This window comes from Confluentibacter lentus (genome assembly GCF_002806995.1).
In the GTDB taxonomy this organism is placed as follows: domain Bacteria; phylum Bacteroidota; class Bacteroidia; order Flavobacteriales; family Flavobacteriaceae; genus Confluentibacter; species Confluentibacter lentus.
In genome coordinates this window covers 34294-50831 of sequence record NZ_NIHE01000004.1, presented here as the reverse complement: position 1 = coordinate 50831, position 16538 = coordinate 34294, and the positions used below count along the sequence as shown (strand labels likewise).

Below are 16538 nucleotides of genomic sequence, written 5' to 3'. Positions count from 1 at the left end.
AGGGTTTTTGGTTAATTATTTGATCTGGGTTAAACCCCTAATTACTTCCTGTTCATAGCTGATAACATACCACCGTATACGCCATTTAATGACGATAAGTTTGATGCTAAAGATTGCATTTGCTCTTTTAATTTAGCAGCATTTTCAACTGATTCTGCATTTATTGAAGATTGACGGCTTGCGCTTTCCAATTGAGCTTTATACAAACTATTCAATGATTCCATTTGAGCTGCTGCCAATGAAAGTTCTTCACCATATTTCTTAGTAGCTGCAATAGAATCAACCGTTGGTGCCATACTTTTAGCAACACCTTCAAAACTTTTAATACTATCACCAAGGCTAGCCATTAATTCGCCATCAATTTTAGCATCTTTTAATAATTCATCTAGTTTTTTAGATAATAACCCTTGTGGATTTTCTTTTTCTTTTTTACTTGACTCTCCTCCAGCTAATTCTGGATATACTAACGACCAATCTAAATCGTTATCTACTGGTTCGAATGCTGAAATAGCAAAAATAATGGCTTCGGTTACTAGACCAAGGGTTAACATAAGGTTTCCATTGATGAATCCAAATTCCATATGAGTAATTTTAAACAGAGCGCCTATAATAACGATTGCTGCTCCTAATCCGTAAGCCATATTCATGAACTTTTTACTTGCTTTTGACTGTGCCATAATAATTTTCGGTTTTTAATTTTAAGTACATGTACTTAAGTAGGTTAATTAATAGATTTGATTTATTTATTGATTTGATTTATTTATTGATTTGATTTAATACTAAAATTTATTTTTTACCGTTTTTTTTAGTTACTTGAGTCCCCATGTAATCTTGAACGGTTCTAAATCCTATATAACTTCTTGCTGAATCTCCATACTCATAATCCCTTGTGCTTACTTGCAAATAGTACGCAACATCTTTCCAAGAGCCTCCTCTAACAACTTTACGATTATTCTTTTCATCGTTTACGTTAGGGTTTATTGTTGAAACATATTCGTAAGAGTTAGGGTCGTATGAAGCATTTACCCATTCAGAAACATTTCCTGCCATATTATATAAGTTATAATCATTTGGCTCATAGGATTTCGCCTCCACGGTATATAATGCATCATCTGCAGCATAATCACCCCTTACAGGCTTAAAGTTAGCCATAAAACAACCTAAATCGCTTTTCGTATAAGGTCCACCCCATGGGTAGGTTGCAGCTTGAAGTCCTCCTCTAGCAGCATACTCCCATTCAGCTTCAGATGGCAATCTAAAATTATTTACTAAAGCTGCTCCTCTAGATTTTTGATATGCGTTTTTATTTATGGTTCGCCACTCACAAAAAGCTTTTGCCTGCTGCCAAGTAACACCTACTACAGGATAATCGCCATAAGCGTCATGCCAAAAGTAATCGTTGTGCATAGGTTCGTTATAAGAGTATGCAAAATCCCTAATCCATACCGTTGTATCTGGGTATATTTCAACTTCCTCTTTTTTGATGACCTCTGAACGTTTTACGCCTCTATTTCTTGCTGCTTCTTTTATATCCATGTAGTTATATTGAAACTTGAATTTTTTAACATCCCATGTACGTAGTCCATTATAAGACTCTTCAAGTTTTAAATACATGGTGTCCATAACCTCAGTATAATATTCGTCTGGATATTCTGCTGTGTCAAAAATCAATTTAATATCACGATTGATTTTTCTGCCCTCATAACCTGTTGGCCCTAATCCTGTATAGTTTTCAAACATATACTTTTCATACACAGACATATTGGCCGTATCTGCATCTTTAAATGCAAACTCTCCAATACCACCATCTCCTGGAACCTTTCCAACCTCATCTGCTAAAATGGCAAGTTTTAATCTAATGATAGAATCCCGAACCCAATGAACAAATTGGCGATACTCGCTATTTGTTATTTCTGTTGCGTCCATATAGAAAGCTCTAACGGTTACTGTTTTTGCAGGGGCATCATTTACACCAGCAAGGTCGTCGTCTGCTTTACCCATTATAAAAGCACCACCAGGAACTAATTCCATACCATAAGGCTTTTCGGGGTGCCACTTCTTGCCTTGCACACCTACCAGTTCCCCTTTATCTTTAGAGCCGCAACTGGCAAGTAATGTTACTACTGTGGTTAATAATAAAAACTTCTTCATATCCATAGAAAACTCGAGGTTAATTATTTAAGCTTCAATTTGAGAGCGTAAACATATTTATATATTTTTTAAAAAACAACTTTTTATCTAAATAATTTACATTTCATCGTGAAAAAATGTCGTTTTACCGATAAAATTGTCGACCAAGTACATATTTTCACTACAAACTGTTTCTTTGTAAGGCCTTATACCAACGGTTTGGCACCTTATTGCTACAAGCATCCAGATAATCTTGGTGCATGCATGGTAATAACGTATGCCTCTTTAATTTATTATTGACATCCGACAAAAAGGGGATTTCAATCCACCACCTGCCTGTTTTGTTACTTTTATAGAAAACCAACTCTTCGGCATCTACTAAGGTTATAAACTTTTGATAACTATTTTCATCTAAAAATATATCATCTTTAACCCTGAAATTAACACCTTCAATAAAATACCATATTATTTGCGCAATTAGCATAGAGGTTATTTCATCATCTTTTGACGGTTTATACTCATATATACCAATAGAACTCACTTTATTGCTGATACCTGCATAACGGGAAATGGCACAAATTTCTTTTCCGTCCAATCCATTAGGTGAAAATTTTTGGTTTAAACTTACTTCAGCACCTTTCACACAATTTAAATCAATACTTACCATGTTGGCATCACGCATCACTGGCTCTACAATGGTTATATCTTTTGAAACTTGACCTAATCTATATGATTCAAAATAAAGTTTATCCATTAAATCTATTTCTTCTTGAGAGTTGAAATAGGTTTGGTAACCTATATTAGCATAATTAAAAAGATTATAAGGTTCATCTAAAATAATTTTACCAACAAAACTATTGTTCTTAATGGGTTTGGATGAATCTCCCAAATTGAAACTACAATCTACACTAACGATGTTTACCATAGGTATTAAATCATCATAAGCCCTATAATTAGCATAAGTAAGATCTTGAGAGCCTCCTATTATAATAGGTATAATCTTTTTTTTAATTAAAATAGCTATGGCAGTTTTTAAAGCAAAATAAGTATCTTCAACACTTTCTCCTTTATTGATATCTCCTAAATCCGCGATGGTAGTTGTCCAACTTCCAGGATATAATGCATATAAAGATTTACGAATTTCATTCAGTTTAAAATCCACTCCTAAATAATTAATATCGTTTCGGTTTTCTAAAACACCAAGAATGGCAATATTAACACCTTCTAAATCGGGGATTCCTTTTTGTGCGGAATGTATCCTTAACTTTCTACCAAGTGCTTGGGGCGACAGCAACTCATTATGTGCTAAAACAAAATCTGGTACTGGGGAAAGAAAATTAAAATTCATCAATTATTAAAATGCATCTACTTTATTGAAGTCTCACAAATATCAAAATAATAAATGATTTATCACGCACCTTCATTGTAAAAAAATCGGACAAAACACACTTTTTTCACAATTAAATCCTTAAAAAAAAATCTTTTTATATTTTATTAAGAATTTACTTCTTTTTAACGGATGCCTTTTTTGTAGTTGTTTTCTTTTTTGGAGCATTTTTATCGATGATGGCTTTCACTTCTTCCAAAGTTAGTTTAACAGCATCAACTGTTTTAGGCAATTCAATTTTAGTTTTGCCTTTTATAATGGTATGTCTTCCCCATCGTGCTTTTTCAACTTGGATACCCTCTTCTTTCCAGTTATGAACAACCTTATCCTTTTCTTTCTGAATTTTATCTTCGATCAATTCCTCTATATCAGAATCAGATAAATCATCCCAATCGTACTTTTTGCTCACATTGATGAATATATTGTTCCATTTGATAAATGGTCCAAAACGTCCTTTTCCTTTTTGAACAGGCAACTTTTTATACGTATAAATTGGCGCATCAGCCTCTTCCTTTTCTTTGATTAAATCAATAGCATCATCCAGTTCCACGCTTAAAGCTTCAACCCCTGCAGGAAGCGAGACAAATTTATCCCCAAATTTCACATACGGTCCAAAACGTCCATTATTCACTTCTATCTCTTCTCCTTTATATACTCCTAATTTTTTTGGAAGCTGAAATAAAGCCATAGCATCATCAAACGTGATGGTATTTAATTGTTGGTCTGGACTTAAGCTAGCAAATTGTGGTTTTTCTTCATCATCGGGCGTGCCAATTTGAACCATGGGTCCGAATTTACCCAAACGCACGCTGACTTGTTTTCCTGTTTTGGGATCAGTTCCTAAAACACGTTCACCAGATTCCCTTTCGGCGTTTTCCTGAACATTTTCAACTTGTGGATGAAAATCTTTATAAAAATCTTTCATCATTTTAGACCAATCTACTTTGCCTTCTGCAATATCATCAAAATCTTCTTCAACTTTTGCCGTAAAATTATAGTCTAAAATATTCTCAAAATGATTCACTAAAAAGTCGGTAACAATCATTCCAATATCCGTCGGCACTAATTTTCCTTTATCTGAACCTACTTTCTCAGTAAGTTCCTTTTCTTTTAGGTTTCCATTTTTAAGTGTAAGCTGAACATACTTACGCTCCACACCTTCCACAGAACCTTTTTCTACATAGTTTCTATTTTGGATGGTTGAAATGGTAGGCGCATACGTTGACGGACGACCAATACCTAATTCTTCCAATTGCTTAACCAATGACGCTTCGGTATATCTATATGGCGGACGTGTATAACGCTCCGTTGCGGTAATGTAATTATTAATAAGCACTTCACCTGTTTTCATGGCAGGCAACATGTCTTCTTGCTCCGTATCCTCATCATCGGTGCCTTCTAAATACACTTTTAAAAACCCTTCAAAAGTAATGACTTCACCATTAGCTGTAAATGTTTCTTTATGTGTTGAAGCACTAATCTTTACATTGGTTCGTTCCAATTCTGCTTCACTCATTTGGGATGCAATGGCGCGTTTCCAAATTAAATCATATAAACGCGCTTGGTCTCTATCAATATCTACGGAATGTGTCGCAAAATCGGTTGGCCTGATGGCCTCATGTGCTTCTTGGGCACCTTTGGATTTTCCTGTATAATTTCTTGGTTTGCTAAATTTTGCACCATAAGCGCTTTCTATTTCTGCTTTAGCACCATTTCTCGCTTCATCAGATAAGTTAACACTATCCGTTCTCATGTAAGTTATCAACCCAGCTTCGTAAAGGCGTTGCGCCATAGTCATGGTTTTACTTACCGAAAAATATAATTTACGGGAGGCTTCCTGTTGTAATGTAGAAGTAGTAAATGGCGCAGCCGGTGATTTTTTAGCTGGTTTTTTATCTAATTCAGCAACTTTAAATGCTGCTGATTTATTCGATTCTAAAAATTTATGTGCTTCTTCCTTGGTTTCAAAGGTTTTAGGCAATTTTGCTTTAAACGTTTTTCCTTCTTCATTTGAAAATTCAGCATCAATTCTATAAGACGCTTCTGGTGTAAATCCTTGAATTTCACGCTCACGCTCTACAATCAATCGCACAGAAACCGATTGCACACGCCCAGCGGACAACCCCCCTTTTACTTTTCTCCATAAAACAGGAGACAATTCGTAACCTACAATTCTATCTAATACTCTTCGCGCTTGTTGCGCATCTACCAAATCGTAATCAATACCTCTTGGATTTTCAATCGCTTTTTGAATAGCAGATTTAGTAATTTCATGAAAAACAATACGCTTTGTTTTCGCTTTATCCAACTTTAAAGTTTCGGCTAAATGCCATGCAATAGCCTCTCCTTCTCTATCTTCATCACTAGCCAACCAAACCATGTCGGCATTCTTAGCTAAGTCCTTTAGTTTTTTAACAACTGAAACTTTATCTTTAGAAACTTCGTATTTTGGTTTAAAATCACCATCAACATCTACACCTAATTCACTGGAAGGCAAATCGGAAATATGTCCGAAACTAGACTCTACCTTAAAATCCTTTCCTAAAAATTTTTCTATCGTTTTTGCTTTCGCCGGTGACTCAACTATTACTAAATTCTTCGCCATACTTGGGTTTTTGAAGCTACAAATGTATATGAAAAAAAGTTTAACTTCCTAATTTTATAAACTAACTCTATCATTTTCAAATATAAAAAGCCTGCATTTTAGGCTTAAAATACAGGCTTTTTGAAATATTGATTAAAATTTTACTCTTGGATGGTATCTATGTCATTAATACCATGCATCCCGTCAAAACCAATGGCATCTTTATAAATTAAAAATGAAGGTAAGTAAATAATGGACATGGTAAAAACAATGCCTATAACGCATCCTAAAATTCCTAACATGGCGACTAATCCTGCAACAAACATAGTTCCAAAAGTAATTAACCATTTTTTGTTTCCTAAAGCAAAACTGGCTTTTACGATTTCCATTTCAGTTAAATCTGGATTATTCGCTAATATCACTGCAAAATAAGATAAGGGTACAAACACATATATATAAGGAATGAAACATAATAATTGAGCGATGGTTACAATGGCTGTATAAATAATTCCTAGCATAAATACTTTGGAAAAATATTCTTTTTGGAAAAAATAAAAATAATCTTCATACCCATTTTCACCAGACATTATTTGCTTACATATTCTATAAAAGCCGCCAACAAATGCAAGGTTTAATGTTGACACAAGCATGTTTTGAGGAATGCCATAAATGGCACTTGACGAATAAAAAGTTGCAAGTGCTTTTAAATCAAAGTCACCGTTAAAAAAATCCTGGTCTAAAACCGGAGCCACACCAATTAAACCAAATACAAGGTTAATACAAATAGCTGAAACTAAAACAAGCAACACCACAACCAATCCTTTTAACCAAACTTCTTTAAATAGCTCAATTGTATTGCTAATAACATCTCCAAAATCCAATTCTTTGGCGTTTTTTATTTTGTTTAGTAAACTATCTATGTCATTCATATTATATATTCCTAGTTGTCCACTCCAAAAATAAGTGTTTTCTGAAAGATTTAACAAAAATTTATCTCGCTTTAAAATATGACAGTTTGTCATAAAACACAAATAAGTTGTATCTTTGCACACTTATTGACTGTTACCCCATTCAGTAAATTATGGAAAAAATAATAGACGAAAACAAACAAGGCGAAGCGCTAGTTTTAGAACAAAAAGAAGGCAATAAACGTAAGCTTTTTATTGAAAGTTATGGCTGTGCCATGAATTTTAGTGATAGCGAAATTGTGGCGTCTATTTTGGCAACCGCTGGGTTTAATACAACTCAAAATCTGGAAGATGCCGATTTGGTTTTAGTAAACACCTGTTCCATTCGTGATAAAGCCGAACAAACCGTACGCAAACGCTTAGAAAAATACAATGCCGTAAAACGGGATTCAAACCCTAAAATGAAAGTAGGTGTTTTAGGCTGTATGGCAGAACGTTTAAAAACAAAATTTCTGGAAGAAGAAAAAATAGTTGACCTAGTCGTTGGACCCGATGCTTATAAAGATTTGCCAAATTTATTGGCAGAAGTGGATGAAGGTAGGGACGCTATCAACGTAATTTTATCCAAAGAAGAAACGTATGGTGATATTTCTCCAGTTCGTTTAAACACCAACGGTGTAACCGCATTTGTTTCCATTACCCGTGGTTGCGATAATATGTGTACCTTTTGTGTTGTACCTTTTACACGCGGACGTGAGCGCAGTAGAGACCCACAAAGTATTATTGAGGAAATAAATGATTTATGGGATAGAGGTTTCAAAGAAATTACCTTACTCGGACAAAATGTAGATAGTTACCTTTGGTATGGTGGCGGTTTAAAAAAGGATTTTGATAAAGCTTCAGATTTCCAAAAGGCAACCGCTGTTAATTTCTCAAACCTATTGGAACTTTGTGCCAAAACACAACCTAAAATGCGTATTCGGTTTTCAACATCAAATCCACAAGATTTAACGCTGGATGTTGTTGAAACCATGGCGAAATATCAAAATATTTGCAATCACATTCATTTACCGGTACAAAGCGGAAGCAACCGTATCTTAAAGGAAATGAACCGTTTACATACTCGTGAGGAATATATGGCGTTGATTGATAATATTCGAAAAATAATCCCTGATTGTGCCATAAGTCAAGATATGATTGTTGGTTTCCCTACGGAAACGGAAGCCGATTTTCAAGACACGGTCTCTTTGATGGATTATGTAAAATATAATTTCGGGTATATGTTTACCTATTCCGAACGCCCAGGTACTTTGGCTGAACGAAAAATGATAGATGATGTGCCAGAGGAAGTAAAAAAACGACGTTTGCAAGATATTGTAGATTTACAAAGAGAGCACAGTGAAATTAGAACCAAAGAACATTTGAATACGGTTGTGGAAGTTTTAATTGAAAAAGAATCCAAAAAATCGGATACTCAATGGTCTGGCAGAACACCTCAAAATATTGTCGCGGTGTTTCCCAAAGAACATTACAAAGTAGGTGATTTTGTAAACGTAAAAGTTACCGATTGTACCAGTGCGACCTTAATTGGTGTAGCTGTTGGATTATCAATGAACAATTAACAATGAAAAGCAGTTATATGAATTTGATTATATTTTTAACTTTTCACTTTTAATTTTTAACTTATAAATGGAATCAGTACAAGCCATAAAACAACGTTTTGGTATTATTGGGAACAGTGGTACACTTAACCGTGCTATAGAAAAAGCCATTCAAGTAGCACCTACCGACATTTCTGTTTTGGTTACTGGAGAAAGCGGTGTTGGTAAGGAAAGTATTCCTAAAATCATCCATCAATTATCGCACAGAAAACATAATAAATACATTGCCGTAAACTGTGGAGCTATCCCAGAAGGCACTATAGATAGCGAACTTTTTGGTCATGAAAAAGGCTCATTTACAGGAGCTACCCAAACCCGTGAAGGGTATTTTGAAGTTGCAGATGGTGGCACCATTTTTTTAGATGAAGTTGGCGAATTACCATTAACCACCCAAGTACGTTTATTACGTGTTTTGGAAAATGGCGAATTTTTAAAAGTCGGTTCCAGTAAAGTACAAAAAACTAATGTGCGTATTGTGGCTGCCACAAATGCCAACATGTTCCAATCCATTGAAAAAGGAACTTTTAGGGAAGATTTATACTACCGTTTAAGTACGGTAGATATCCATTTGCCGCCTTTACGTGAGCGCCAAGAAGATATACATTTGTTATTCAGAAAGTTTGCAAGCGATTTTGCCTTGAAATATAAAATGCCAACCGTCAAATTAACTGATGCAGCCGTACAAGTGCTTTTAAAACATCGCTGGAGCGGAAACATCCGTCAATTACGAAATATAGCAGAACAAATTTCTGTTTTAGAACATAACCGAACCATAAGTGCCGAAGCCCTAAAAGCCTATTTGCCAACATCTGGTAGTAATTTACCGGCCGTTATAAAAACCTCAAAGTCTGAAAGTGATTTTAGTAGCGAACGAGAGATTTTATATAAAGTGTTATTCGACATGAAAAGTGATTTAAACGATTTAAAAAAACTCACTTTAGAACTCATGAAAAATGGAAACTCCAAAGATGTTGAAAAAAACAATGAAGGCTTAATCCAAAAAATATATGGCAATACGGATGAGGAAGATTATGAGGAAGCCGTAGAAGATGACGTTTTATCCATTCCTGAACAAACCGCTGTTACTCCAGAAATTTCCAGCAAACCAGATAAATATCATTTTGCTGAAGAGATTGAAGAAGAAGAAACACTCTCGCTTCATGACAAAGAATTGGAATTAATAAAAAAATCGCTTGAACGTCACGACGGAAAACGTAAATTAGCCGCTGCAGAGCTTGGTATTAGCGAACGCACTTTATACAGAAAAATTAAACAATATGATTTGTAATTTTAAGTTTAATTAAAAACAGATCATCATTATACATACATGAAATCATTAAAATTCATTTTAGTGCTATTGATAGCTTCAAGTTTGGTTGGCTGTGGATTTTACTCATTTACAGGAGCTTCCATATCATCAAAAACCAAAACATTCCAAGTTAATCGTTTTGAAAACAACTCACTATTGGTAGAACCTGGATTGGAAGTAGATTTCAGAAATGCGCTCATAGCAATATTAGAAAACCAAACAAATTTAACCAATGTTAATTCCAATGGTGATATTGTTTATGAAGGCGAAATAACAGACTTCAGAATTTCCCCAACTACGGCAACTGCCCAACAAACGGCTGCGCAAAACAGATTAACCATCACTGTAAGAGTTCACTTTTATGATAAAAATGATGAAGAAGCGGAGTTTGACCAACCATTTTCATTTTTTTACGATTATGCAGGTAGTGCACAATTAATCGGCAGTCAGAAAACCGCCGCCATAGAAGAAATTTTTGAACGTATTACCCAAGATATATTTAATGCGTCTCTGGCCAAATGGTAGTGTTGTTTGTTGCGGAATTGTATGAGCAAATATGTCTATAAAAATAGTTTGAAATTTTAATCCTTTGAATAAGCAAGAATTTACATATTTATTATCAAATCCAGGCAATATAACGGGACACCAAACTGGTGCTGTAAACGCTATTATTGAAGCATATCCTTATTTTCAATCGGCACGAGCTTTGTATTTAAAAGGATTAAAAAATCAAGAAAGTTTCAAATACAATCAAGAACTTAAAAAAACGGCGGCCTATACAGCGGACAGAAGCATCTTATTCGATTTTATAACTTCAGAAGCTTTTATTCAAAACGAAATATCGCAAGTCATCAAACAAAATGATGAATACCTGAAAACCATTGAGGTATCGATGGAAGATATTTCTGTGAATAAACAGGTGACGATTGATGATAGATTAAAACAGCAAATTATTGATACCACTGGTGTTTTAGACCCTACATTATTTGAACCTAAAGAAGAACGTATTAAAAAAGTTATTCCTTTTACTCTAGATACTTCTGGCACTATTGAAGAAGTAACAACAGACAAAATTGAGACAAAAGATATGTCGCCAAGCGATATTTTAAAGCTTGGAAAACCTTTGGAATTTGATAAACGTGAATCACATTCGTTTACAGAATGGCTTAAACTAACTCGATTTCATCCTATAAAAAGGGATAACAACATAGACGAAACACCTCAACAAGAAAATAAAGAACCCGAAGTTTTAAATGAAACTGTTGTTGAAGACAACTTTGAAAAAACAAAAAAGTTTCAACTTATAGATAAATTCATTTCGCAAAATCCTAAAATAGATCCAAGAACGCCTGCCAATCCAAAACTCAATCTGGCAAAATTGCAAAATATCCAACCAGAAGAGTTGATGACAGAAACTTTGGCACGTATTTATGTTGAGCAAAAAAACTATTCGAAAGCAATTCAATCATATAAAATTTTAAGTTTGAAATATCCAGAAAAAAGTAGTTTCTTTGCAATCCAAATTAAAGCAGTAGAAGAATTACAAGAACAAAATAATAAGTAATAATGAGCACATTTTCAATATTTTTAGCACTGATTGTTATCGTAGCATTTTTATTAATAGTCGTAATCATGGTGCAAAACCCTAAAGGAGGTGGATTATCCTCTTCTTTTGGAGGTGGTGGTACTCAACAATTAGGTGGCGTTAAAAAAACAACCGATTTTTTAGATAAAAGCACATGGACTTTGGCAACCATCTTATTGGTACTAATTTTAGTATCTAATGTTGCCATAAATAGAGGCATACAAAGTGTTGATTCTAAAGCCTTGGATATCGATCAATCGGCACAACCTTTAAACCAAACACCACCTGTTCAACAACCTTTACCAAATAATACAACGGAACCAACAACTGAGCCAGCACAATAATCAGGGTTCATTAAAATAAACCAAGATGCCAACTTAAACCGTTGGCATTTTTTATTTCTGCAAGTTTGTCAGTTTACAGCGATTGGCACACTTTTAGACTAGTATATCAACATTAAATAATAACTTAATAATTTAAAACGTATAATCACATGGGATTAAACATTAAACCATTAGCAGATAGAGTCCTTATAGAACCTGCTGCCGCTGAAACCAAAACAGCATCAGGAATCATTATTCCAGATAACGCTAAAGAAAAACCGCAAAGAGGAACTGTAGTAGCTGCCGGAAAAGGCACAAAAGACGAGCCTATTACTGTTAAAGTTGGTGATACTGTGCTTTATGGAAAATATGCTGGTACAGAACTTAAATTAGAAGGTAAAGACTATTTAATTATGCGCGAAAGCGATATCCTTGCAATTGTTTAACACGTGCTGTTTCCGCACTTGATACGGAATCCACAAAAAAATTAAACTATAAATTCAACAGATTCCTGCCTTCGCAGGAATGACAAAAAAAACTAAAAATTAAAAAATATGGCAAAAGATATTAGATTTGATATTGACGCTCGCGACGGTTTAAAACGTGGCGTAGATGCATTAGCCAATGCAGTTAAAGTAACATTAGGCCCAAAAGGACGTAACGTTATTATTAGTAAAAGTTATGGAGCACCTCAAGTAACCAAAGATGGTGTTACCGTTGCAAAAGAAATTGAATTAAAAGATCCTCTTGAAAATATGGGGGCTCAAATGGTTAAAGAAGTTGCTTCTAAAACCAACGATTTAGCTGGAGATGGTACGACGACTGCTACCGTTTTAGCACAAGCCATAGTAAAAGAAGGTTTGAAAAACGTTGCTGCGGGTGCAAATCCAATGGATTTAAAACGTGGCATCGACAAAGCTGTTAAAGCCATCATTGAAGATTTAGAAAAGCAAGCTAAAAAAGTTGGCAATTCTTCCGAAATGATTAAACAAGTGGCTTCTATTTCTGCAAATAATGATGACACTATAGGTGAATTAATCGCAACCGCTTTCGGTAAAGTTGGTAAAGAAGGTGTTATTACTGTTGAAGAAGCTAAAGGCATGGAAACCTATGTTGATGTTGTAGAAGGTATGCAATTCGACAGAGGTTATTTATCGCCCTACTTTGTAACAGATGCCGATAAAATGATTGCTGATTTAGACAACCCATATATCTTATTATTTGATAAAAAGATTTCCAACTTACAAGAAATCCTTCCTATACTTGAGCCAGTAGCCCAATCTGGAAGACCATTATTAATTATTGCTGAGGATGTTGACGGACAAGCGCTAGCGACTTTAGTAGTAAACAAATTACGTGGTGGACTAAAAATTGCTGCTGTAAAAGCACCAGGTTTTGGTGACAGACGTAAAGCAATGCTTGAAGATATCGCTGTCTTAACAGGTGGCACCGTTATTTCAGAAGAAAGAGGATTTACTTTAGAAAATGCCGATATTTCCATGTTAGGTACTGCTGAAACTGTAACTGTTGATAAAGACAATACCACTATTATCAATGGTTCTGGAGATGCAAAAGAAATAAAAGCTCGTGTAAACCAAATCAAATCTCAAATTGAAACTACAACTAGCGATTACGATAAAGAAAAATTACAAGAGCGTTTAGCTAAATTGGCTGGCGGTGTTGCTGTTCTTTACGTTGGTGCTGCAAGTGAAGTTGAAATGAAAGAGAAAAAAGACCGTGTAGATGATGCTCTACACGCAACTAGAGCTGCCGTAGAAGAAGGTATTGTTGCTGGTGGTGGTGTTGCTTTAGTAAGAGCTAAATCGGTTTTAGAAAAAATAACAACCGCAAACCTAGACGAAACAACAGGTATTCAAATTGTAGCACGTGCCATTGAAGCACCATTACGTACCATTGTTGCCAATGCGGGTGGCGAAGGTAGTGTAGTTGTTGCTAAAGTTATGGAAGGCAAAGGTGCTTTTGGTTATGATGCTAAGACAGAAACCTATGTAGATATGCTAAAAGCTGGTATCATAGATCCTAAAAAAGTAACACGTATTGCTTTAGAAAATGCCGCTTCTGTAGCTGGTATGATCTTAACTACCGAGTGTGCTTTAATTGATATTAAAGAAGATGCTCCTGCGATGCCAGGTGGCATGGGTGGCGGTATGCCAGGAATGATGTAGTCAAGAGCCTCGACACGCAAATATTAAAAACGCTTCAATTTAGTTTGAAGCGTTTTTTTTGTGGGTTATTTTATGGCTTACTTATAAAATACTAAGACTTGTTTTAAAACAATGAATACCCTAATATGATTGATGCTGTATTAAATTTAGAAGTCCAATTTGGATTGCGGCCTAAAATTTCTCTACTTGTTTGATATCTAAATTCCAAACTATATCTATCATTATATTTATAACCTAAACCCAATAATAGATTGCTATTTGTTCTAATTATAAGTTCATCAAGCATTGAACCGTCATTTCTAAAAAATTGAATAGAGGAGGCATCACTTGGGAAATCAAATACATAAGATAGGTTTAGGAAAATTTTAGAATCATCATTTAGATAAAAATAATGCCTAATACCTATTGGCAATTCAATGGAATTGTAGTTTACTTTCGAAATAAGAATACCTCCTGAAACATTACTGTTTTCTCGTGATCTTTCAGATTTATAATCTTGGCGATATGTTGGTTCTATGATTACACTCCATTTGTTTTTATTAAATGGAAAAATTATTTCGGCTTCAACCCCGAACCTAAACGCAAGTTCATTGCCAAAATCAAAATCTCTGTTATTTATAAAACTATTTTCTATTGAAAGTGACGAACTATTAAAACCAGGGCGAATATTTAAATTGAATAAATCTTTTTTCTCTTTTTCTTCAAAACTGATTGATTCTTGATTATTACATTTATTATATGCTTCAAAAAAACGAACTAACTCCTTTTCATCATAACCTAAATTTTCAACTTTTGACATATTGAAAGTTGGACATTTTAAATCGTTCCAAAGCTGTTGTTTATAACCTTTATTTAAGGAAACTTTATTATTCTCAATATCCAAATATCTTTTGTATATTAATTGTTCAATTTTAGAACCATCATTACTATAAAAAAACTTTTCTGTGTTACCCTCTTGAAATGAATATAGACTGGCTTTCCCTTCTAATAATACTTTTAAAAAAAGCTCTTCTTCTTCAAAAACAGGATTTTTCTCTTTACTTATTAAAATCCTACTATTAACATTTTCAATAGACTTATCAATATTTACTGCAATTCTTACGTATTTTGAAACGTTATCAATTCCAAATTCTTTAGCAGATTTTATTGTTGCTATTACCGGCTCACTGTTTTCTGATAATTTGTATTCAAATTCCGTTGGATTATTTCTCCAATCAATATTTTTAATAAAACAATTAATTTTTCGGTCATTATTATCAATATAATATCCCTTCTCAAAAGAAATCTGTGAATAACAGTTCAGGCTTAAAATTGTTAATAAAATAAGTAATAGTTGGTTTTTCATATTGAATTTGGTTGGTTAATATGTATTTAATGGGCACAAATAACAACACTTTTTAGCTAACAATTCTTAAAAATTTTGTTATTCAAGAAACGAATGTAGTGAAATTATTTACAAAATAAAGCAGATAATTATAGTAGATTTATTTCTCCCCAGCCTCCATCATAAAGAAATCACTCATCTTTTTAAAGGTGTTTTCATTAAATGTCACAGGGCCATGCTGTCCGTTGGGTACCGAAATAAATTCATTTAACAACCCTTTTTCTTTTAAAGTATCAGAGAAAAAAACGCTTTGGCAATGTGGCACCACGTTATCTGTGTCGCCATGAATTACCAAAAATTGCGGGTCATTATTATCAAGAAACGTCATCGGGTTTATGAGCGCTAACATATCCAAATTATCTGCTGGATTGCCTTTTATTAAAGCGGCTTCGGGGGATTTATCATCTTTTGTGGTCGTGCAGTTTTCCATACGTGTAAAATCTATTGGGCCAAACCAATCTACCACCGCATCAACGTCACTTCTAACTTCAGTATAGTTCCCTAAATCACCTTCAATATTAACCGTTTTTTCACCAACCGTAAATGTTTTAACACCATTGGTTGTTCCCGCCAACGATGCCAAATGGCCACCAGAAGAAAATCCCGTAATACCAATAAAAGACGCATCAATGTTATAAGCATCAGCATTGGCTCTAATAAAACGGATGGCAGCTTTTACATCATTAATTTGAGCAGGATACATGGCATCTCCACTCGACCGGTGATTGATGGAAATAACCGCAAAACCACTATCCAATAAGGGTTTGCCCAAAGCTTGAAATCCCATTTGTTTCATATTATTGGCAAACCAAGCACTACCATATATCACAATGATGGCTTTGTATTTGGTTTTTTCTATGTTAGGTAAATGAATATCAAGTTTATGATAAACTTTATCGTCATTAGCATAATTTAAATCCAGCCATTGTTTTCCCATATTTTGCGCAAAACTGCTGCTAATACAAAGTACTGCTAGTATAAGAACTAAAAAGTTATTCTTCATGGTCATAAAGTTTGTTGGTTTGTTTACTAAAAACGAAGTTAGCTAATTTTATCCATAAAAAAAGTCCAAACTTGGTTG

14 protein-coding genes are annotated in these 16538 nt (G+C 34.3%); 7 read left to right on the top strand and 7 right to left on the bottom strand.

From position 1 onward, the window contains the following. Window positions 1-41: 41 nt before the first annotated feature. From porL to CDH50_RS09205, 5 genes are all read right to left on the bottom strand, one after another. Window positions 42-677: a type IX secretion system motor protein PorL/GldL gene (gene porL, locus CDH50_RS09225; RefSeq protein WP_100611847.1), complete on the bottom strand. Its 636-nt coding sequence runs from the start codon at window positions 675-677 to the stop codon at window positions 42-44. 109 nt (window positions 678-786) lie between these two features. Continuing rightward, window positions 787-2151, bottom strand: coding sequence for a T9SS ring complex lipoprotein PorK/GldK (gene porK, locus CDH50_RS09220; RefSeq protein WP_198513474.1), 1365 nt, complete (start codon window positions 2149-2151; stop codon window positions 787-789). 160 nt (window positions 2152-2311) lie between these two features. Then, window positions 2312-3478, bottom strand: a complete 1167-nt coding sequence (locus CDH50_RS09215) for a formimidoylglutamase (RefSeq protein WP_100611843.1) — start codon at window positions 3476-3478, stop codon at window positions 2312-2314. A 154-nt stretch (window positions 3479-3632) separates the two neighbouring features. Continuing rightward, entirely contained in the window at window positions 3633-6122 is a 2490-nt protein-coding gene (gene topA, locus CDH50_RS09210; RefSeq protein ID WP_100611841.1) for a type I DNA topoisomerase, read from the bottom strand. Between the two features lie 140 nt (window positions 6123-6262). Beyond that, window positions 6263-7030 carry a hypothetical protein gene (locus CDH50_RS09205; RefSeq protein WP_100612175.1) on the bottom strand — a complete coding sequence of 256 codons (768 nt, stop codon included), beginning with the start codon at window positions 7028-7030 and terminating at the stop codon, window positions 6263-6265. 152 nt (window positions 7031-7182) lie between these two features. On the opposite strand from CDH50_RS09205, the gene miaB reads away from it, so the two are divergent. The 7 genes from miaB (at window position 7183) to groL (ending at window position 14073) form a co-directional block, all read left to right on the top strand. Then, on the top strand, window positions 7183-8631 hold the full coding sequence (gene miaB, locus CDH50_RS09200; RefSeq protein WP_100611839.1) for a tRNA (N6-isopentenyl adenosine(37)-C2)-methylthiotransferase MiaB: 1449 nt from the start codon (window positions 7183-7185) through the stop codon (window positions 8629-8631). Window positions 8632-8698: 67 nt separating this feature from the next. Then, window positions 8699-9958: a sigma-54 interaction domain-containing protein gene (locus CDH50_RS09195; RefSeq protein ID WP_100611837.1), complete on the top strand. Its 1260-nt coding sequence runs from the start codon at window positions 8699-8701 to the stop codon at window positions 9956-9958. A gap of 39 nt (window positions 9959-9997) precedes the next feature. After that, on the top strand, window positions 9998-10504 hold the full coding sequence (locus CDH50_RS09190) for an LptE family protein (protein ID WP_100611835.1): 507 nt from the start codon (window positions 9998-10000) through the stop codon (window positions 10502-10504). A gap of 64 nt (window positions 10505-10568) precedes the next feature. Next, on the top strand, window positions 10569-11543 hold the full coding sequence (locus CDH50_RS09185) for a hypothetical protein (RefSeq protein WP_100611833.1): 975 nt from the start codon (window positions 10569-10571) through the stop codon (window positions 11541-11543). Window positions 11544-11545: 2 nt separating this feature from the next. Further along, window positions 11546-11908 (top strand): preprotein translocase subunit SecG, encoded by a 363-nt coding sequence (gene secG, locus CDH50_RS09180; protein ID WP_100611831.1) that lies wholly within the window; start codon window positions 11546-11548, stop codon window positions 11906-11908. Window positions 11909-12057: 149 nt separating this feature from the next. Further along, a complete protein-coding gene (locus tag CDH50_RS09175) occupies window positions 12058-12333 on the top strand; it encodes a co-chaperone GroES (protein WP_100611829.1) in 276 nt (91 codons plus the stop codon). A gap of 108 nt (window positions 12334-12441) precedes the next feature. Continuing rightward, entirely contained in the window at window positions 12442-14073 is a 1632-nt protein-coding gene (gene groL, locus CDH50_RS09170) for a chaperonin GroEL (RefSeq protein WP_100611827.1), read from the top strand. Window positions 14074-14176: 103 nt separating this feature from the next. Here groL and CDH50_RS09165 read toward each other — a convergent pair whose 3' ends face one another. Continuing rightward, window positions 14177-15418, bottom strand: coding sequence for a porin family protein (locus CDH50_RS09165; protein ID WP_198513473.1), 1242 nt, complete (start codon window positions 15416-15418; stop codon window positions 14177-14179). 139 nt (window positions 15419-15557) lie between these two features. Next, complete coding sequence (locus CDH50_RS09160) at window positions 15558-16460, bottom strand: alpha/beta hydrolase (protein WP_198513472.1); 903 nt, start codon at window positions 16458-16460, stop codon at window positions 15558-15560. Between the last annotated feature and the right edge of the window lie 78 nt (window positions 16461-16538).

Excerpts from the sequence above, each read along its gene's own strand:
- CDH50_RS09205 (WP_100612175.1), bottom strand. The coding sequence starts at position 7,030 with ATGAATGACATAGATAGTTTACTAAACAAAATAAAAAACGCCAAAGAA.
- CDH50_RS09175 (WP_100611829.1), top strand. The coding sequence starts at position 12,058 with ATGGGATTAAACATTAAACCATTAGCAGATAGAGTCCTTATAGAACCT.
- topA (WP_100611841.1), bottom strand. The coding sequence starts at position 6,122 with ATGGCGAAGAATTTAGTAATAGTTGAGTCACCGGCGAAAGCAAAAACG.
- CDH50_RS09165 (WP_198513473.1), bottom strand. The coding sequence starts at position 15,418 with ATGAAAAACCAACTATTACTTATTTTATTAACAATTTTAAGCCTGAAC.
- CDH50_RS09215 (WP_100611843.1), bottom strand. The coding sequence starts at position 3,478 with ATGAATTTTAATTTTCTTTCCCCAGTACCAGATTTTGTTTTAGCACAT.
- porK (WP_198513474.1), bottom strand. The coding sequence starts at position 2,151 with ATGAAGAAGTTTTTATTATTAACCACAGTAGTAACATTACTTGCCAGT.
- CDH50_RS09160 (WP_198513472.1), bottom strand. The coding sequence starts at position 16,460 with ATGAAGAATAACTTTTTAGTTCTTATACTAGCAGTACTTTGTATTAGC.
- secG (WP_100611831.1), top strand. The coding sequence starts at position 11,546 with ATGAGCACATTTTCAATATTTTTAGCACTGATTGTTATCGTAGCATTT.
- CDH50_RS09190 (WP_100611835.1), top strand. The coding sequence starts at position 9,998 with ATGAAATCATTAAAATTCATTTTAGTGCTATTGATAGCTTCAAGTTTG.
- groL (WP_100611827.1), top strand. The coding sequence starts at position 12,442 with ATGGCAAAAGATATTAGATTTGATATTGACGCTCGCGACGGTTTAAAA.
- miaB (WP_100611839.1), top strand. The coding sequence starts at position 7,183 with ATGGAAAAAATAATAGACGAAAACAAACAAGGCGAAGCGCTAGTTTTA.
- CDH50_RS09195 (WP_100611837.1), top strand. The coding sequence starts at position 8,699 with ATGGAATCAGTACAAGCCATAAAACAACGTTTTGGTATTATTGGGAAC.
- porL (WP_100611847.1), bottom strand. The coding sequence starts at position 677 with ATGGCACAGTCAAAAGCAAGTAAAAAGTTCATGAATATGGCTTACGGA.